At 72.7% G+C, this 18741-nt stretch carries 13 protein-coding genes, 1 tRNA gene and 1 pseudogene; 8 read left to right on the top strand and 7 right to left on the bottom strand.

Annotated elements, in window-relative coordinates:
* Positions 1–25: 25 nt before the first annotated feature.
* Together DEJ50_RS34460 and DEJ50_RS35565 are read left to right on the top strand one after the other, a co-directional pair.
* Positions 26–865: an RNA polymerase sigma factor gene (locus DEJ50_RS34460; RefSeq protein ID WP_223837613.1), complete on the top strand. Its 840-nt coding sequence runs from the start codon at positions 26–28 to the stop codon at positions 863–865.
* An 887-nt stretch (positions 866–1752) separates the two neighbouring features.
* A pseudogene (locus DEJ50_RS35565) lies at positions 1753–2451 on the top strand (IclR family transcriptional regulator C-terminal domain-containing protein); the annotation flags it as partial.
* A 346-nt stretch (positions 2452–2797) separates the two neighbouring features.
* On the opposite strand, the gene DEJ50_RS05480 reads toward DEJ50_RS35565, so the two are convergent.
* From DEJ50_RS05480 to DEJ50_RS05495, 4 genes are all read right to left on the bottom strand, one after another.
* The gene (locus DEJ50_RS05480) at positions 2798–5065 is read right to left on the bottom strand and encodes a heavy metal translocating P-type ATPase (RefSeq protein WP_150206438.1); all 2268 of its coding nucleotides are present in this window, start codon (positions 5063–5065) and stop codon (positions 2798–2800) included.
* 151 nt (positions 5066–5216) lie between these two features.
* A tRNA-Leu gene (locus tag DEJ50_RS05485) sits at positions 5217–5304 on the bottom strand.
* Positions 5305–5387: 83 nt separating this feature from the next.
* A complete protein-coding gene (locus tag DEJ50_RS05490) occupies positions 5388–5849 on the bottom strand; it encodes a hypothetical protein (protein ID WP_150206440.1) in 462 nt (153 codons plus the stop codon).
* A 131-nt stretch (positions 5850–5980) separates the two neighbouring features.
* Entirely contained in the window at positions 5981–6928 is a 948-nt protein-coding gene (locus tag DEJ50_RS05495; RefSeq protein WP_150206442.1) for a beta-ketoacyl-ACP synthase III, read from the bottom strand.
* Positions 6929–7108: 180 nt separating this feature from the next.
* Here DEJ50_RS05495 and fdhD point away from each other — a divergent pair, with 180 nt between their 5' ends.
* Entirely contained in the window at positions 7109–7957 is an 849-nt protein-coding gene (gene fdhD / locus DEJ50_RS05500) for a formate dehydrogenase accessory sulfurtransferase FdhD (RefSeq protein WP_150211928.1), read from the top strand.
* Between the two features lie 3 nt (positions 7958–7960).
* Here the strand turns inward: fdhD and DEJ50_RS05505 are convergent, their stop codons facing one another.
* Positions 7961–8383, bottom strand: a complete 423-nt coding sequence (locus tag DEJ50_RS05505) for a (2Fe-2S) ferredoxin domain-containing protein (RefSeq protein WP_150206444.1) — start codon at positions 8381–8383, stop codon at positions 7961–7963.
* On the bottom strand, positions 8383–9465 hold the full coding sequence (locus DEJ50_RS05510) for a bile acid:sodium symporter family protein (RefSeq protein ID WP_150206446.1): 1083 nt from the start codon (positions 9463–9465) through the stop codon (positions 8383–8385). The genes DEJ50_RS05505 and DEJ50_RS05510 overlap by 1 nt, the downstream gene beginning before the upstream one ends.
* A gap of 95 nt (positions 9466–9560) precedes the next feature.
* Here DEJ50_RS05510 and DEJ50_RS05515 point away from each other — a divergent pair, with 95 nt between their 5' ends.
* Positions 9561–10427 carry a LysR substrate-binding domain-containing protein gene (locus DEJ50_RS05515; RefSeq protein ID WP_150206448.1) on the top strand — a complete coding sequence of 289 codons (867 nt, stop codon included), beginning with the start codon at positions 9561–9563 and terminating at the stop codon, positions 10425–10427.
* Positions 10428–10503: 76 nt separating this feature from the next.
* Here the strand turns inward: DEJ50_RS05515 and DEJ50_RS05520 are convergent, their stop codons facing one another.
* Positions 10504–11577: a hypothetical protein gene (locus DEJ50_RS05520; protein ID WP_150206449.1), complete on the bottom strand. Its 1074-nt coding sequence runs from the start codon at positions 11575–11577 to the stop codon at positions 10504–10506.
* 222 nt (positions 11578–11799) lie between these two features.
* On the opposite strand from DEJ50_RS05520, the gene DEJ50_RS05525 reads away from it, so the two are divergent.
* The 4 genes from DEJ50_RS05525 (at position 11800) to DEJ50_RS05540 (ending at position 18691) form a co-directional block, all read left to right on the top strand.
* The gene (locus DEJ50_RS05525; protein ID WP_150206451.1) at positions 11800–13623 is read left to right on the top strand and encodes an AMP-dependent synthetase/ligase; all 1824 of its coding nucleotides are present in this window, start codon (positions 11800–11802) and stop codon (positions 13621–13623) included.
* A gap of 107 nt (positions 13624–13730) precedes the next feature.
* Positions 13731–15002, top strand: a complete 1272-nt coding sequence (locus DEJ50_RS05530; RefSeq protein ID WP_150206452.1) for an ABC transporter substrate-binding protein — start codon at positions 13731–13733, stop codon at positions 15000–15002.
* An 18-nt stretch (positions 15003–15020) separates the two neighbouring features.
* Entirely contained in the window at positions 15021–17930 is a 2910-nt protein-coding gene (locus tag DEJ50_RS05535) for an ABC transporter permease subunit (protein ID WP_150206454.1), read from the top strand.
* Positions 17927–18691 carry an ABC transporter ATP-binding protein gene (locus tag DEJ50_RS05540; protein ID WP_150206456.1) on the top strand — a complete coding sequence of 255 codons (765 nt, stop codon included), beginning with the start codon at positions 17927–17929 and terminating at the stop codon, positions 18689–18691. The genes DEJ50_RS05535 and DEJ50_RS05540 overlap by 4 nt, the downstream gene beginning before the upstream one ends.
* Positions 18692–18741: the final 50 nt, after the last annotated feature.

The raw sequence follows: 18741 nt of genomic DNA on the forward strand, positions 1-18741 counted from the left end.
GAGGCAGCGACCGCAGCCCATGCCCATGAGCCAGTGGGAAGCGAGCGCACGCCTGTCGTACTGGGCCTTCCACACCGACCGGCGGCCCGCGTACATGCGGTTCGCGTATCTGCAGCTGGGCTCGGACGCGGATGCGGAACACGCGGTGGACGCCGCGTTCGACGCGATCATGAACGAGTGGCTGCGGATGCTGCACATGGACCGGCTGGAGGCGTACGCCTGGACGGTGCTCAAGCACCGCATCGTCGACCAGCAGCGCAAACGGGACCGGCGTCCGGCGCCGATGGACATCACCGCCTTCGAGGCAGCCCTCAAGGAGGCGGTGGTCGACCCGTACGAGGTGCTGACCGACACCATCCAGTTCTACTCGGCGGTGTCCCGGCTGGCCGAGCGCCAGCGGGACGCGGTGCTGCTGCGCTACGGGCTGCACTGCACCGCCGGCGAGGCCGCGTCCGTGATGGGGGTGGAGGAGGCCATCGTCCGCTCCCACCTCAGGCAGGCCCACCGCCGCCTCGCCCGGCTGCTCGACACACCCGGGTCCGGGGCCGAGGATCCGGAGGACCGGGACCCGGAATACGGGGACCCGGAGTACGCAGATACGGAGTATGGAGGCGTGGAGTACCAGGACACGGCGTACGGCGACACGGCCTACGCCGACACGACGTACGCCGACACGACGTACGCCGACACGACGTACGGCGAGACGACGTACGGCGACACCGACGCGGCCCGCGGGCCGTACGACGGGAACCCGGGACGCGTAAGTCGGGGACACGAGGAGCGGAGATACGGAGACCGGGGATACGGAGACCAGGGCCGCGGGGAGCCCGGGTCCGGCGCACACAGCGGGGAGGCCGGGTCATGAGCGACCGGTTCCCGCAGCGCGGCGCCCCCCGCCCGCGCTCCCTCGCAGACTTCCTCGCCCGCGCCGGAGTCCGCGACCGCTACCCCCACTACGACCTCGGCGCCGCCGAAGCCCGGCTGCTCCACGCCCGCGCCGCCCGGCCCACCGTCTGTCCCCGGCTCACCGGCACGGCTGCCGAACCCGGCGCCGGCCCCGGCGGCCTGGAGACGGCGCCCGCGGGCTGGTCCGACCCCGCCCGGGACGTCCCGGTGGAGGCCGAGCGGGCCTGGCGGGACCTGAAGGCCGCCGCCATGACCGCGGTGTGCGCGCCCCGGGCGGTGCCCGTGCTGGCCGAGTTCATCGCGTACGGGCACGCCGACCCGGACGGCGCGCAGGTGTTCGCCTGCCTGCTGCACCTCGCCGGGCTGCGCGACGGCGCCCGCTTCTGGTGGCAGTTCAGCGCCGGGGCCGGCCATGAGCAGGCCGCGTACTGCCTGTTCCTCGACCACTCCCGGCGCGGCGAACACCACGACGCCGCAATCTGGGCACGTCGGCTGGTCCGCCTCGGCTTCACCCCGCCGGCCGGCCGGGAGCCCGCCGAACCGCGGGTCCACGGCCAGGCTGCCGTCCTGCAGTACGTCGACCAGCTCGAGGACCCCGACCTCGGTCCGGTGCCACTGCCGCTGCCCGGGCTGGAGCGTGCGATGCACGCCCTGCTGCCGCCCACCGCACGGGGGGACCGGGCCGACCGCACCGCGACGCGGACCAGCCGGGGACCCCGGGGCGGCGGTTCCAGACACTCCCCGGGCCCGCTCCGGCACCCGGCCCTGACGGCCGCGGCCCGGCGGACCCCGGGGGGGCACGGCGGGAGCGGCGGAAGCGGCGCGGCGGCCGAAGCCCGCCGCGCCCTGGACGTCGTACGCATCCTGGGACGCCACCCCCAGGGGGTGCGCGGCGAGCGGATCGGGCGGGAGGCGGGCCTGGCCGGGCCGGAACTCGGCCGGGTGCTGGCGATGCTCTGCGAGGAGCAGTTCGCGCACCGGCCGGCCGAGGGCGTGTTCGTGCCCGGGCCGGCGCTGGACCGGCTGGCCGCCCCCGGCGGGCACGGGCTGGCGGCGCAGCTCCAGCACACCCTCGCGCTGGCCCGGGACAGTGCCGGGGCCGCCGTGTACCTCAGCCGCTACGCGGACGGCGAGGTGCGGATCACTCAGATGGCGGACGGCCCGGCCGCACCGCCGGTCAAGGAGTGGTTCGACTTCAGGATGGCCGCGCATGCCAGCGCGGTCGGCAAGTGCCTGCTCACCCAGCTCGACCACGACGGCCGGGCCGACCATGTGGCCCGGCACAAGCCGGCCAGACTGACCGCGTGCACCATCACCGACAGCCGGGTGCTGTTCAACGCACTGGACGCGGTGGCTCCCGGCGAGCCGGTGTTCGACCTGCGGGAGTACTCGCCGGGGGTGGTCTGCTCGGCGGTGCCGATCACGACCGGGAGCGAGGCCGGCTGTCTGGCCCTGTCCCTGCCGGCGCTGCACGCGCACCGGCTTCCGGCCGCGACCGGGGCGCTGCGCCGCAAGACGGTGCCGGTGCTGCTGGCCCTGCTGCTGACCGGGGCGCTGCCTCCGGATGGGCCGGGCGAGCGGTCCCCGGAGACCATGCGGCACCTGCGCAGTGTCTTCCGTACGCCGCTGTCGGCGGCGGCGGAGTCGGTGGGCCCGCATCTGGTGAGTGATGCGGCCTCGGCGACCGCCTATCTCTTCGATGCCCCGGACCCGGACGCGCACTCCGCTCGGCCGGCCCTGGCACTGCCGCATGCCTTCACTCCGTTCGCCCCGGTGGACGCGGCGGGCGAGGGGCTGCTGGTGCTCGGCATGTGACGGCCCGTCCCGCAGACCGGCCCTCAGCCGGTCAGCGGGACGACAGTCGACGGGAGGGCAATCAGCGGGACGGCGGTCAGGCGGCGGCCCGGAAGCGGCGCAGCCGCAGGCTGTTGCCGACCACGAAAACCGAGGAGAAGGCCATCGCGGCCCCGGCGATCATCGGGTTGAGCAGGCCGGCGGCGGCGAGCGGCAGGGCGGCCACGTTGTAGCCGAAGGCCCAGAACAGGTTGCCCTTGATGGTGGCCAGGGTCCGCCGGGAGAGCCGGATCGCGTCGGCGGCCACCCGCAGGTCCCCGCGGACCAGGGTCAGGTCGGCGGCCTCGATGGCGGCGTCGGTGCCGGTGCCCATGGCCAGGCCCAGATCGGCGCGGGCCAGTGCGGCGGCGTCGTTGACCCCGTCGCCGACCATGGCGACCGTACGGCCCTCCGACTGGAGCCGCTTCACCACATCGGCCTTGTCCTGTGGCATGACCTCGGCGATGACCTCGTCAATGCCGACCTCGGCGGCGACGGCCTCGGCCACGGCCCGGTTGTCGCCGGTCAGCAGGATCGGGGTGAGGCCGAGGGCGCGCAGTCGTACGACCGCCTCGGCGCTGGTCTCCTTGACCGCGTCGGCCACCTCCAGTACGGCGCGTGCCTCCCCGTCCCAGGCCACCGCGATCGCGGTACGGCCGGCCGCCTCGGCCTCCTCCTTGGCCTGCCGCAGCCGCGGGGGCAGTTCGATGGCCCACTCGGTGAGCAGCTTCTCGCGGCCGACGAGAACGGCGTGCCCCTCGACGACGCCCTGCACGCCGAGGCCGGCCAGGGCGGCGAAGTCCTCGGGGATGGGCAGTGTTCCGACCCGGTCGGTGGCGCCCGCGGCGACGGCCTGCGCGATGGGGTGTTCGGAGGCGTGCTCCAACGCCCCGGCCAGTCGCAGTACTTCCTGCTCCGTCACCCCGTCGGCGGGGTGGACGGCGAGCAGGGTCATCCGGCCGGTGGTGACGGTGCCGGTCTTGTCCAGGAGCACGGTGTCCACGGTGCGGGTGGATTCCAGTACTTCGGGCCCCTTGATCAGGATGCCGAGCTGGGCTCCGCGGCCGGTACCGACCATGAGGGCGGTCGGGGTGGCCAGGCCCAGGGCACAGGGGCAGGCGATGATCAGCACGGCCACGGCGGCGGTGAAGGCAGCGGCCGGTCCCGCTCCGGTGCCCAGCCAGAAGGCGAGGGTGGCGAGGGCCAGCACGATGACCACGGGCACGAACACGGCGGAGATCCGGTCGGCCAGCCGCTGCACCTGGGCCTTGCCGTTCTGGGCTTCCTCCACCAGGCGGGCCATCCGGGCGAGCTGGGTGTCGGCACCGATACGGGTCGCCTGGACGACCAGCCGGCCGCCCGCGTTGAGGGTGGCGCCGGTGACCGGGTCGCCGGCCGAGACCTCGACCGGTACGGACTCCCCGGTGAGCATCGAGGCGTCCACGGCGGAGGAGCCCTCGACCACGGTGCCGTCGGTGGCGATCTTCTCGCCGGGGCGGACCACAAACCGGTCCCCGACCGCCAGATCACCGATGGGAACGGTGACTTCACGGCCTTCGCGGAGCACGGCCACCTCCTTGGCCCCCAGCTCCAGCAGGGCCTTGAGCGCGGCGCCGGCCGTCCGCTTGGACCGGGCCTCGACGTACCGCCCGGCCAGGACGAAGGCGGTCACTCCGGCAGCCGCCTCCAAGTAGATGTTCGCGGCACCGTCGGTGCGGCTGAGCGTGAACTCGAAGGGGTGGGTCATGCCCGGGGTTCCGGCGTGGCCGAAGAACAGGGCCCACAGGGACCAGGCGAAGGCGGCGAGGGTGCCGACGGAGACCAGGGTGTCCATGGTGGCGGCGCCGTGCCGGGCATTGGTCCAGGCGGCCCGGTGGAACGGCCAGGCGCCGTAGGTCACCACCGGCGCCGCGAGGGTGAGCGAGAGCCACTGCCAGTACGCGAACTGCAGTGCCGGAACCATGGCCATGGCGATGACGGGCAGCGAAAGCAGTACGGCGGCAACCAGCCGCTGCCGCAGCTCGCGCAGCTCACTCGGATCACCGGGCTCACTCGGCTCCCGCAGCTCCGGGGGCCCCGGCGGGCGGGCCGTGTACCCGGTGGCCTCGACGGTGGCGACGAGGTCGGCGACGGACACCCCGGGCCCGAAGGCGACCCGGGCCTTCTCGGTGGCGTAGTTGACGGTGGCCTCCACCCCGTCCATCCGGTTGAGCTTCTTCTCGATCCTGGCCGCACAGGAGGCGCAGGTCATCCCCCCGATGGCGAGCTCGACCCGGCGGCCAGCGCCGGTGGTGACGGCGGTGACGGCGGCATCGATGACGGTCATGTGCACTGCCCCTTCCTGCATACCCCCAGCGGGTATCCTCTTCCCAGGTATACCCCCTGGGGGTATCCAGCGCAAGCAGGTCCGCCCTTGCGTGCTCTGTGCGAAAGGGGCCCGGAAACGCAAAAGAACCCCACCGAAGTGGGGTTCCTGCTGGTGTCCGAGGGGGGACTTGAACCCCCACGCCCGATAAAGGGCACTAGCACCTCAAGCTAGCGCGTCTGCCATTCCGCCACCCGGACCAGGTGGTCGGCCCCGGTTTCCCGCGGCGACATGGACAACAATAGCAAAGGTTCTCGACCCTCTTCGACCACATATCCCGTGGTCAGCTCGCTGCGCCGGTCTTGTTCGACTCGACCCAGTCGTCGTTGTGCTGCCATGCGTACAGGGTGTCGCCCTCCATGTACGCGTCGTACATGCCGCACCGCGCCGTCGCCTTGGAGCGGGCGTCCGAGGGGAACCAGTCGGCCTTGATCTGGGGATCCTTCGCCGCGGACGCGGACTGCGGGGTGCAGCCGGCGGGGAGACTGCCGGACGGGAGGGTGACCTTCAGCAGGCGCTGACCCCCGGTGTTGTTCATCGCGTACCGGACCGAGGTCGCCTCGTCCGGCAGCCAGCGCGGCACCGAGGCGCGGCCCTGCTTCGCCGCCGCGCCCGTCTCGTACGTACTGAACTCGTTGTGACGCTTCTCCATCCGGTCCGCCGCGATCGGGATGGTCACGGCAGCCGCGATGCCGAGGGCGCCGAGGACTCCCAGGATGGTCAGGACGATGGACTTGCCGCTCATGCTCCGCTTACTTCCGTTTTCGATCGATAGATGCATGTTCTGCACCTATCGTCCGTTCCGGTGGAGTCCCTGGGCGTCACTCCGGCGGACCAATCCGGGTCAGCCTCAGGTCGTACGGCCTTCCCGTGCGGCTACGGGCAGCTGATGACCTGGCCGGCGTACGAAAGGTTGCCGCCGAAGCCGAACAGCAGCACCGGGGCGCCCGAGGGCACCTCGCCCCGCTCGACCAGCTTGGACAGGGCCATGGGGATGCTGCCGGCCGAGGTGTTGCCGGAGTCGACGACATCCTTGGCGACGACCGCGTTGACGGCACCGATCTTCGCGGCGAGCGGTTCGATGATCCGCAGGTTCGCCTGGTGCAGCACCACCGCGGCGAGCTCCTCGGGGCTGGTCCCGGACTTCTCGCACACCTTGCGGGCCAGGGCCGGCAGCCGGCTCGTGGTCCAGCGGTAGACGGACTGGCCCTCCTGCGCGAAGACCGGCGGGCTGCCCTCGATCCGGACCGCGTGCCCCATCTCGGGCACCGAGCCCCACAGCACCGGGCCGATGCCGGCCGCCTCGTCGGGGCAGGCCTCGACCACGGCGGCGCCCGCGCCGTCACCGGTCAGCACGCAGGTGGTGCGGTCCGTCCAGTCGGTGATCTCGGTCATCTTGTCCGCCCCGATGACCAGCGCACGGGTGGCGGAGCCGGCCCGGATGGCGTGGTCGGCGGTGGCCAGGGCGTGGGTGAATCCGGAGCAGACCACATTGAGGTCCATCACGGCCGGAGCGCCGCCCATGCCCAGCCGGGCCGCGACCCGGGCGGCCATATTGGGCGAGCGGTCGATCGCGGTGGAGGTGGCGACCAGGACGAGGTCGATGTCGTCGGGGGTGAGACCGGCGCCGGCCAGGGCCTTGCCGGCGGCCTGGGCGGCGAGCTCGTCGACCGGCTCGTCGGGTCCGGCGATCCGGCGCGTCCTGATGCCGACTCGGGAGCGGATCCACTCGTCGTTGGTGTCGACCATCGCGGCGAGATCGTCGTTGGTGAGCACCTTGGCGGGCTGGTAGTGCCCCAGCGCCACCACGCGTGAAGCGGTCATCGGGTGCGTTCCCCTCGTACGACAGTCAGGATCACCCAGCTTCGCCTGCTACCGGTGGGTAAGGGTGCGTGTGACCCGACAGGATTCCGGCGTCCGAATTTGGAGAGTCCCGAGGAGCTTCCTGACGTAAAGGACAATGGACCGCAACGAGCACGACGAGGGATGGGACGGCTGATCGGCATGGGACGGGTCACCGAGCGCCGGCGCGTGGTGCGTATCCGGGGCGGGGCCGCCAGGGTGCGCCCGGACACACTGGTGGCGGAGGAGCCACTGGAGATCCGGCTGAACGGCCGGCCGCTGGCGATCACGATGCGGACCCCGGGGGACGATTTCGCCCTGGCGGTGGGCTTCCTGGCGAGCGAGGGAGTGCTCGGCGCCGCCTCCGAGGTGCAGGCCGTGACCTACTGCGAGGGCGCGACGGAGGACGGCTCCAACACGTACAACGTGGTCAATGTGCAGCTGGCGGCGGGCGTTGCGGTACCGGACATCACGCTGGAGCGGAACGTCTACACCACCTCTTCCTGCGGCCTGTGCGGGAAGGCCAGCCTGGACGCGGTCCGTACGGCGACCCGGTTCGGCGGGCTGGCCGAGGACCCGGTCCGGATCCCCGCCGAGCTGCTGGGCGAGCTGCCGGACCGGCTGCGGGCGGCACAGAAGGTCTTCGACCGGACGGGCGGCCTGCATGCGGCGGGCCTGTTCTCGGCATCCGGCGAGCTGCTGGACCTGCGGGAGGACGTGGGCCGGCACAACGCGGTGGACAAGGTGGTCGGCCGGGCCCTCCAGGCCGGGCAGCTGCCGCTGGCGGGCGCGGTGCTGCTGGTGTCCGGCCGGGCCTCGTTCGAACTGGCCCAGAAGGCGGTGATGGCCGGCATACCGGTCCTGGCCGCCGTCTCCGCCCCCTCCTCCCTGGCGGTGGACCTGGCCCTGGAGTCGGGCCTGACGCTGGTGGGCTTCCTGCGCGGCGGGGACATGAACATCTACGCGGGCGAGCACCGCATCGTGCTGGACGGCCGGCCGGACACCCCTTAGGGATCAGCGGGCGGTGCGGCGGCGCTTCTTTTCCGGGCGGTCGGAGGGCGGGTCCACCCGGTGGAGTTCCAGCGCGGGCGGGAGGGGGACGGTGCCCGGGCCGCCGGCGAGGGCCCATTCGGCGATGTCGTCGGTGGCCGTGCCGTCGAGTACCCAGCCGAACCAGGCCGCCCGGGCCCCGCGGCGGCGGGCCTCGGTGGTGGGCTGGACCACGATGATGTTGGCCTGCTCACAGGGGCCGAGGCAGTCGACCGTACGGACGGCCAGCCGGCCCTCGGAAGCGGCTGCGGCCGTCTGCAGCCGGGCCAGTTGGGCGGCATGGTCGGTGCCGGGGAGCTTGCGGAGGGTGCCGCAGCAGCAGCCGCGGCAGACCACCAGGGTACAGGGGCGCGGGCCGTGGGCGGCGAGGGGACGGATCCAGGTCACTACCGCACGGTAGCGGCATCGGCCTCGTGCGGGGCCCGCCGGGGCGGGAGTTGGGACACTTCCCGGCCGACCGGGCCCTGACCCTCCGGTTCCTGACCCTCCGGATTCCGACCCTCCGGGTCCTGGGCGCGGTGGCGGGCCAGCACGGCACAGACCATCAGCTGCATCTGGTGGAACAGCATCAGCGGGAGCACCGCAAGGCTCGCCTGTGCCCCGAACAGCACGCTGGCCATGGGGAGTCCGGCCGCGAGGCTCTTCTTGGAGCCGGCGAACTGGATGGCGATCCGGTCCGCCCGGTCGAAGCCGAGGCGCCCCGCCCCGTACCAGGTGATCAGCAGCATCACGGTGAGCAGCACCGCCTCCACCACCATCAGCGCGCCGAGCCGGGCGGGGCTGACCTGGCTCCACACGCCGGCGGCCATGCCCGCGCTGAACGCGGTGTACACGACGAGCAGGATGGAGCCCCGGTCGACATAGCCGAGCACCTTCTTGCGGCGGACCAGGAAGCCGCCGACCCAGGGGCGCAGCGCCTGGCCGAGGAGGAAGGGCAGGAGCAGCTGGAGGACGATCTTCAGGACGGAGTCGGCGGAGAAGCCCCCCGCGCTGCCGCCGAGCAGGGCGGCGGCGAGCAGCGGGGTGAGGAGGATGCCGGCCAGGCTGGAGAAGGAGCCGGCGCAGATCGCGGCGGGGACGTTGCCCCGGGCGATGGAGGTGAAGGCGATGGAGGACTGGATGGTGGAGGGGACCAGGCAGAGGAAGAGCACCCCCTGGTAGAGGGGGTCGGTGAGGACGGTGGGCACCAGCCCCTGCGCGGCCAGCCCGAGCACCGGGAAGAGGACGAAGGTGCAGGCCAGGACGGTGAGGTGGAGCCTCCAGTGGCGTAGGCCCTCGAGGGCCTCGCGGGTGGAGAGCCGGGCGCCGTAGAGGAAGAAGAGCAGGGCGATCGCGCCGGTGGCGGCCGTTTCGGCGACGGTGGCCGCGGTGCCGCGGGCGGGCAGCAGGGCGGCGAGGCCGACGGTGGCGACGAGGGCCAGGATGTACGGGTCCAGCGGCAGCCAGGCCGGTATCTGGGGGCGGTGCATGCCCTCCATGGTGATGGAGGGGTCCGGTCATCGGGAACCCCGTTCACCGCTCTGACTGTCATTGCAGATCATGATGAGCGGCTACGGTAGGGAGTGTGTATGACCCCGTTCAGCTCCGTACGTTCCTCACCGTCGCGCAGACCCTGAGCTTCACCCAGGCCGCGGCCCGGCTCGGGGTGCGGCAGTCCACGGTCAGCCAGCATGTGCGGCGGCTGGAGGAGGCGACCGGCCGGCTGCTGTTCGTCCGGGACACCCACCGGGTGGAGCTGACCGAGGACGGGGAGGCGCTGCTGGGGTTCGCGCGGACCATCCTGGCCGCGCACGAGCGGGCAGCGGCCTTCTTCACCGGGACCCGGCTGCGCGGGCGGCTGCGGTTCGGGGCTTCGGAGGACTTCGTCCTGACCCGGCTGCCGGAGATCCTGGAGGGATTCCGGCAGGAGCACCCGGAGGTGGACCTGGAGCTGTCGGTGGAGCTGTCCGGCACGCTGCACGAGCGGCTGGACGCGGGCCGGCTGGACCTGGTGCTGGCGAAGCGGCGCGGGCCGGGTGACGAGCGGGGCCGGCTGGTGTGGCGGGACCGCATGGTGTGGATCGGCGCGGAGGGCCTGCGGCTGGATCCGGACCGGCCGGTGCCGCTGATCGTGTTCCCACCGCCGGGGATCACCCGGGCCCGGGCCCTGGAGGTGCTGGAGCGGGAGGGCCGCGGCTGGCGGATCGCCTGTACGAGCGGCAGCCTGAGCGGGCTGGTCGCGGCGGCGCGGGCCGGGCTGGGGGTGATGGCGCACACCCGGGGGCTGATCCCGCCGGGGCTGGTGAGGGTGGGCGGGCTGCCGGAGTTGGGTCCGGTGGAGTTCGCGCTGCTGCGGGGGCCGCAGGGCGGGGCGGCGGCGGAGGCCTTGGCCGCGGCGATCCTGTCGGGCGGGGACCGGCTCAGCCGGCCGGCCCGCGGGCCGGCCGGCTGAGCACGGGCTGAGCCCGGGCTGGGCACGGGCTGGGCGTCGGCCGCGCGTCGGCTGCGCCTCGGCCGCGCGCCGCCGGTCAGAAGCCGAAGGGGCGGTACTCGCCGCCGTCCTCGTGGTCGGGCTTCTTCTCGTCGGGCTTGCTCGGCTCCGGCTTCTTGTGGTCCGGCTTGCCGTGCTCGGGCTTCTTGGGGTCCGGCTTGCCGTGGTCCGGCTTGACCGGCTCCGGCTTCTTGTGGTCGGTCTTGCCGTCCTCGGGCTTCTTCTCGTCCGGCTTGGCCGGCTCCGGCTTCTTGTGGTCCGGCTTGACCGGGTCGGGCTTGTGGTAGTCGGGCTTCTGGTAGTCCGGCTTTTCGTGGTCGGGCTTCTTGTGCTCCGGCTTCTTGAAGTCCGGCTTGCCCGGCTTCGGCTTGTGGAAGTCCGGCTTCTGGTGGTCCGGCTTCCCGTGGTCGGGCTTGCCCGGCTTCGGCTTGTGGAAGTCCGGCTTCCCGTGGTCCGGCCGTCCGTGGTCCGGCTTCTCATCGACCGGGTACCCGTCCTTCGGGCGCGGGACCACGTCGAAGGGGATGTCGCCCGTGTAGGCGAAGGTGCCCTCCGGCAGGCAGTTCTCCTCCCGGTCGACACCGAGACCGTCACAGTGCTCCGCGGTGAGCGTGAAGAACACCGTGCCCGTGTGCGTACCGACGCTCAGCGCCTTGAACGGCGGCGAGACGGCCACGGCGTACGCGCCGCCATTCGTGGCACCGGTGCGCAGCACCTCGTTCCGGCTGAAGGTGAAGCTCTGCTCGTCCGGCGTACCGATGTCGTGAACGTACGTGGCGCTGACGAACTTGGAGATGAAGTCGTCGATCGGTGCGACCCGGGCCGGCTCGTACCCCTCGGGGTACACGGCACCCGCGGCGCCCGAAACCTCCCAGGTCGGCGTGGTCCTGACCCACTTCTCCTTGGCGAAGGCCGTCCGGCAGCCCTCCGGACCGATGATCCGTTCCTTGACGTCGAACAGCTTGTTGAGGTCGGTGCCGTCGGGCGCCAGGCAGTGCGGGACGGGCGGCCGGAAGGCCGAAGGGGCCGGAGCGGCCCAGGCGGGGGCGCCCGCCAGCGAGACCGCGAGCAGGGACGGTACGGCCGCGGCCAGGAACCGGGCTCTGTTCACCGGGATCACCTTTCATGTCGGTGCGGGGGGGGACGGTCGACAGCCGAACACGGCGGGCCGCCGCGGCACCGCTGACATGCCCACCCGCAGGGGCCGGACGGCGGAAGGGATCACACGCACGGCGGTGAGTGGATCTCGTGGAGGTTTCGGCCAAAGCGGCCTGTTGGGGGCGGGTCCGGGGGTAGCGTCACCGCGCCGGTACGGAGAGGAGCGGAGCAGCCGTTGCGCGAGTTGAGCGTTCCACCCGTGGCCACCCCCGTGCCCGCCGGAGGACTGGCCGATGCGGTGTTCCGGTACGCCCGGGAGGAGCCCGGCCGGGTGGTGCTCGGCCGGAAGTCCGGCGGGGTCTGGCGGGACGTGACCTCGGGCGAGCTCCGCGACGAGGTGCTGGCCCTGGCCAAGGGGCTGCTGGCGCAGGGGGTGCGGTTCGGCGACCGGGTCGCGATCATGTCCCGGACCCGGTACGAGTGGACGCTGTTCGACTTCGCGTTGTGGGCGGTCGGGGCCCAGCCGGTGCCGGTCTACCCCACCTCCTCCGCCGAGCAGGTGCACTGGATCCTGCACGACTCCGACTGCGTCGCCTGCGTGGTCGAGAACGAGGACCAGGCCATGACGGTCGGGTCGGTGATCGACCGGCTGCCGCAGCTGCGGCGGCTCTGGCAGCTGGACACCGGGGCCGTGGCGCAGCTCGCCGCCGACGGGGCGGCGGTGGACGAGGAGGTGGTGCACCGGCACCGGGCCGCGGTCACTCCCGATGCGGTGGCCACGGTGATCTACACCTCGGGGACCACCGGGCGGCCGAAGGGCTGTGTGCTGACGCACGGCAATTTCATGTACGAGACGGACACGCTGGTGCAGCGGTGGGAGTCGGTGTTCGCCGGCGGTGCCGGGGAGGGGCCGTCCACGCTGCTGTTCCTGCCGCTCGCGCATGTCTTCGGGCGGATGGTGGAGGTGGCGGCCGTCCGGGCCCGGGTGAAGCTGGGCCACCAGCCGGTGCTCGCCGCCGCCGAGCTGTTGCCGGACCTGGCCGCGTTCCGGCCGAGCTTTGTGCTGGGTGTTCCGTACGTCTTCGAGAAGGTGTTCGCGGCGGCGCGGCGCAAGGCGGAGGCGGAGGGGCGGACCGGCCCCTTCGACCGGGCCGTGGAGACCGCCGTACGGTACGCCGAGGCGCGGGAGCAGAAGGCGTTCGGGACCGGGCCCGGGCCGTCGGCCGCCTTGCGGGTGGAGCACCAGCTGTTCGACCGGCTGGTGTACGGCAAGGTCCGGGAGGCGATGGGCGGCCGGGTCCGGTACGCGATGTCGGGCGGCTCGGCCATGTCGCGCCGGCTGGGGCTGTTCTTCGAGGGTGCCGGGATCACGGTGTTCGAGGGGTACGGGCTGACCGAGTCCTGTGCGGCGGCGACGGCGAATCCGCCGGGGGCGACGAAGTACGGGACGGTGGGTCCGCCGATTCCGGGCAGTACGGTGCACATCGCGGAGGACGGGGAGGTCTGGCTGCACGGGAGCCATGTGTTCGCCGGGTATCTGAACGATCCGCGGTCCACGGCGGCGGTCCTGCACGGGGGCTGGCTGGCCACGGGGGATCTGGGGCGGCTCGACGAGGACGGCTATCTCACGATCACCGGGCGGAAGAAGGAGATCCTGGTGACCTCCAACGGCAAGAGCGTGTCGCCCGGCGCGCTGGAGGAGCGGGTCCGTTCGCATCCGCTGGTGTCGCAGTGCGTGCTGGTCGGGAACGACCGGCCGTACATCGCCGCGCTGGTCACCCTGGATCCGGAGGGGGTGGCGCACTGGCTGTCGATGCGCGGGCGGCCCCAGATGAGCGCGGCCGAGCTGGTGCAGGACGCGGATCTGGTGGCCGAGGTCCGGCGGGCGGTGACGGCCGCCAACACCCGGGTCTCGCAGGCCGAGGCGATCCGTTCGTTCCGGGTGCTGGCGGACCAGTTCAGTGAGGAGCGGGGGTTGCTGACCCCCTCGCTGAAGCTGAAGCGGCGGGCGATCGAGGCGGCATACGCGAAGGAGATAGCCGTGCTCTACCAGTCCTGACCGGGAAACCGGATCTGACGGTCCGTCACCAATCCCTGCGGGAGTTCTTGACGGTTCGTCAGCTCACGCACAGAATTCGGGAATTCCGACCGGAGGGGTACCCGAACATGTCGCGACCGATCCGCACCCTGGCCGCCGTGGCGGCGGCCCTCGCCCTTGTCTCCGCCTGCAACTCCGCCTCCGAGAACGGCACCGGCACCGGCAAGCCGGGCCAGTCCGGCAGCGGCACCACCCGCGGTGTCACCGCCGACTCCATCAAGGTCGGCGGCATCGTCTCGATGACCACCAGCAGCGGCTACAGCAAGAAGGACACCGACCTCGGCGCCAAGGCCCGCTATCTGCGCGCCAACGCCGAAGGCGGAGTCAACGGCCGGAAGATCGACTACCTCGGCGCCGAGGACGACGGCCAGGACCCCGGGAAGAACAACGCCGCCGCCCGCAAACTCGTCCAGCAGGACAAGGTGTTCGCGGTCGCCCCGATGAGCTCGACCACCTTCTCCGGCGCCGACTTCCTGGAGCAGGAGAAGGTCCCCACCTTCGGCTGGGGCACCCTGCCCTCGTTCTGCGGACCCAAGTACATCTACGGGTTCAACGGCTGCCTGGTCCCCTCCCCCGGCGGCACCATCAACCAGACCTGGCCGGAAGGCATCGCCACCGTCCTCGGCGGCGCCCGGGGCAAGTCGGTCGCCGTCATCGCCAACGACAGCGACGCCGGCAAGTTCGGCATCCGCACCTTCCAGCAGGGCTTCGCCAGCGCCGGATTCACGGTGTCCTACGCCAAGGCGAGCGTGCCCGCCACCGCCGTCCCCAGCGACTGGTCGGCGTACGTGAAGGACATCATGGCCGGCAACGACGGCAAGGCGCCGGACGCGGTCGTCTCGGTCATGCAGACGCCCAGCAACATCGGCCTGTTCACCGCGCTCAAGCGGGCCGGCTACCAGGGCGTACTGTCCGACCCGACCGACTACGACCCCGGGCTGCTGGCCAAGGAGGCCACCAAGCAGGCCCTCGACGGGGTGCATGTCCTGCTGCAGTTCGAGCCCTTCGAGTCGACCGACCCGAAGATGACGCAGTTCAAGGCCGACATCAAGGCGGCGGCGGGCGGCAAGGACGTTCCGCTGAACATGCACATGCTCACCGGCTACATGTCGGCCGACCTGTTCCTGTCCATCGCGCAGAAGGCCGGCAAGGACCTGACCGTGGAATCCTTCCAGGCCGCCGCGCAGAACTTCTCCGACACCGGCACCCTGGTCGGCGACCGGAGCCTGCCCAAGGGGCAGAAGGACAGCTTCGGCTGCGGGGCGCTGGTGGTGCTGAAGAACGGCTCCTACCAGGTCTCCGTACCGTTCAAGTGCCACGAGCCCATCCCCTTCAAGTAGGGGCAGGGGTCCGCACCCATGGGAGATCTGCTCGTCTTCGTCCTGAGCGGCCTGGTCTCCGGCGCTCTGTACGCCCTGCTCGCGACCGGGCTGGTGCTGTCGTACTCGGCGTCCGGACTGTTCAACTTCGCGCACGGGGCCACCGCGTACGTCTGTGCGCTCACCTTCTACGAACTGCACTCCGGGCTCGGCTGGCCGGCCGTGCCCGCCGCCCTGCTGGTGGTGTGCATCCTGGCCCCCGGCCTCGGCTGGGGGCTGGACCGGCTGATGTTCCGCAAACTGGCGCGGGTCGGCGAGACGGCGCAGATCGTCGCCACCATCGGCCTGCTGGTGGCCCTGCCGGCGGCCGGGCTGTGGCTGGTGGAACTGCTGTCGGAGGCGGGGGCGCCGGTCAAGCCCGCCGAGAACCAGTTCGGGCTGCCCGGGGTGGGACCGAGCCCCGCGAAGTCCTGGCAGCTCACCGACGGGGTCGGCATCGACTCCGACCAGCTGATCACCTGGGTGGTGACGGCGGTGGTGGCGGTGGCACTGTGGGTGCTGCTGCGGCACACCCGGCTGGGACTGCACCTGCGGGCCGCCGTCGACAACCGCTCGCTGACCGAACTGCGCGGCATCAGCGCGGACCGGCTGTCCTCGGTGGCCTGGATGATCGCATCGGGACTGGCCGGGCTGGCGGGCGTCCTGGCCACGCCCCTGCTGGGCCTGTCGGCGCACGACTTCACCCTGTTCCTGTTCGTCTCGGCGACGGCGGCGGTGCTCGGGCGGTTCGCCTCGGTGCCGCTGGCCTTCGCGGGCGGACTGGGGCTGGGAGTACTCCAGAACCTGGTCGCGGGCTACGCCTCCTTCGCGGAGGGGATCACCGGATTCCGGACCGCCGTACCGTTCCTGATCCTGTTCGGCGGGCTGCTCGTCCTGACCCGGCGGCAGCGGACCGCGGGGATCGCGGCTGCGGACGCGCCGCCGCTGGACCATCTGGCCGGGGCCTCCTGGGCGCGGCGCTGGGGTGTGTGGGCGGTGGGCGCGGCCCTGCTGGGCACCGCCTTCTACACCGTGACCACCCCGTTCTGGAGCGGGCTGCTGACCCAAGGGCTCGCGATCGCCCTGGTGTTCATGTCCTTCACCGTGGTGACGGGGCTGGGGGCGATGGTGTCGCTGGCCCAGGCCACGTTCGTGACGGGGGCGGCGCTGGTGGCCGGGCTGCTGATGAGCCACGGCTGGCCGTTCGTGGCCGCGCTCGCCGTGGGCACCTGCGCCGCCGCGCTGCTGGGCGCGCTGGTGGCACTGCCGGCACTGCGCCTGGGCGGCCGTTCCCTGGCCCTGGCCACGCTGGCGCTGGCCTTCCTCGCCGACCAGGTCCTCTTCCAGCTGCGCTGGCTGCGGAACGGGGACTCCGGATGGTCGGTCCCGCGGCCGGTGATCGGGCCGCTGGACCTGGCCGACGACCGGGCGATGGGTGTGGCGCTGGTGGTGGTCGTGGCGCTGGTGGCGGCCGGGCTGAGCGCACTGCGGAACTCCCCGGCGGGACGGGCCATGCTCGCCGTCCGGTCGGCACCGGCCGCGGCGATGGCCTCGGGGGTGTCGGTCCTGCGGACGAAACTGCTGCTGTTCACGCTGTCGGCGGGGCTGGCCGGGTTCGGGGGCGTGCTGTACGCCTCGTACAACACCCGGATCACGGCAACCGACTTCACCGCGATGACCGGGCTGGTGTGGCTGGCGGTGGTGGTGGCCGCGGGGGTGCGGAGGCCGCAGTACGCGGTGGTGGCGGGGCTGGTGTTCGCGGTGATGCCGCGGCTGTTCGCGGACTACGTCACGGAGTCGGCACACCTGCCGGTGATCCTGTTCGGCCTGGCGGGCCTGGCACTGGCAAACGACCCGGACGGCTACTGCGCGGCCGTCCCGGTCCGCCGGGCGCGCCGGCGGGCGACGGTCGCCTCGGCGGCGGGCGATGTCTCGGCGGCGGGTGCCTTGGCGGCCGGCGCTCCGGCGATACGGGCCCGGGGCGAAGCGTTGGCGGTACCGGGCGCGGCGCCGGCCAGGGTCCGGGGCGAAGCCCCGGGAGAACCGGGCACGGCGCTGGCCGGGGCCCAGGGCGAAGCCCCGGCGCTGGCCGGGGGCGGGGCCACGGCAGTGGCGGGCATGGGCCGGAGCGGGGGGCCGGGCGAGCCGGAGAGCTCCCCCACCCCGCCCCTTCCCGAAACCGTGGCTCCGCCCCGGACCCCGTCGGGGGCTCCGCCCCCGGATGCTTTGGCGCTGCGGGGCGTCGTCGCCGGGTATGACGGGGGGTTGGTGCTGCATGGGGTTGACCTGCGGGTTCGGCGGGGGGAGATTCTTGCTCTGCTCGGCCCCAACGGGGCCGGCAAGAGCACCGTCTGCCGTGTCGCCGCCGGTCTCCTCGCGCCCGCCACCGGCCGGGTGTACGTCGCCGGCCGTGACGCCACCCGGGACGGAGCCGTACGCCGGGCCCGGGCCGGCGTGCTGCTCGCGCCCGAGGGCCGGGGGATCTTCCCCTCGCTCACCATCGAGGAGAACCTGGCCATGCGCCTGCCGGAGGCGGACGCCCGTACCGCCGTCTACGACCGCTTCCCCCGGCTCGCCGAGCGCCGCACCGTACCCGCGGGCTCGCTGTCCGGCGGCGAGCAGCAGATGCTCGCACTGGCGCCGCTGCTCCAACGGCCGCCCGAGGTGCTGGTCGCCGACGAACCCTCCCTCGGGCTCGCGCCCCGCATCGTGGACGAGGTGTACGCGCTGCTCACCGAGCTCCGCGCGGCCGGTACCGCCCTGCTCCTCGTCGAGGAGAAGGCCGCCGAGATCCTCGGCATCGCCGACACCGTCGCCTACCTCTCCCAGGGCCGGGTCTCCTGGTGCGGCCCGCGCGCCGAGGTGGAGACGGACCGGCTGACCGAGGCCTACCTGGGGATGAGCCGATGAGCGGGGCGTACGTGCTGGAGGCACACGGGATCGGGGTGCGGTTCGGCGGGGTCCGGGCGCTCACCGATGTGTCCGTCGGCATCCGCGCCGGCGAGGTCTGCGGCCTGATCGGCCCCAACGGGGCGGGCAAGACCACCCTGTTCGACGTGCTGTCGGGAATCCGGCGGCCCGACCGCGGCCGGATGCTGCTCGACGGTGCCGACATCACCCGCCGCTCCCCCGTCTGGCGGGCCCGGCACGGCATGCGCCGCACCTTCCAGCGGCAGCAGCTCTTCGGCCAGCTGACCGTGGCCGAGCATCTGCTCGTGGCCCAGGAATGGCGGGGCAGCGGCCTGCCGGGCGGTGGCCTGCGCGACCGGCGCCGCCGGGACCGGGAGCGGCGGGCCCGGGCCGAGGAGGTGCTGGCCGGCTGCGGGATCTCCGCGCTCGGTGACGCGTACGCGGGCGGCCTGCCGGTGGGGCAGGCGCGCATGGTGGAGCTGGCCCGCGCGGTGGCCGACCCGCCGCGGGTGCTGCTGCTGGACGAGCCGGCCTCCGGCATGTCCGCGCCGGAGCGGGAGCAGCTGGCGGCGGTGGTGCGGCGGCTCGCCGAGGAGGAGGGCTGTGCCGTGCTGCTGGTCGAGCACAACGTGGCCTTCGTGATGGAGCTGTGCACCCGGGTGGTGGTCCTGGATCTCGGTACGGTGCTGGCGGCCGGGACGGCAGCGGAGGTACGGGCGAACCCGCTGGTCAGGGAGGCGTACCTGGGTTCCGCCCGCTGACGGCCGATGCGAACGGGTGGTGGTCCTCCGGGTGGGGGGAATATGCCGGT

The organism is Streptomyces venezuelae (genome assembly GCF_008642295.1).
GTDB lineage: Bacteria > Actinomycetota > Actinomycetes > Streptomycetales > Streptomycetaceae > Streptomyces > Streptomyces venezuelae_C.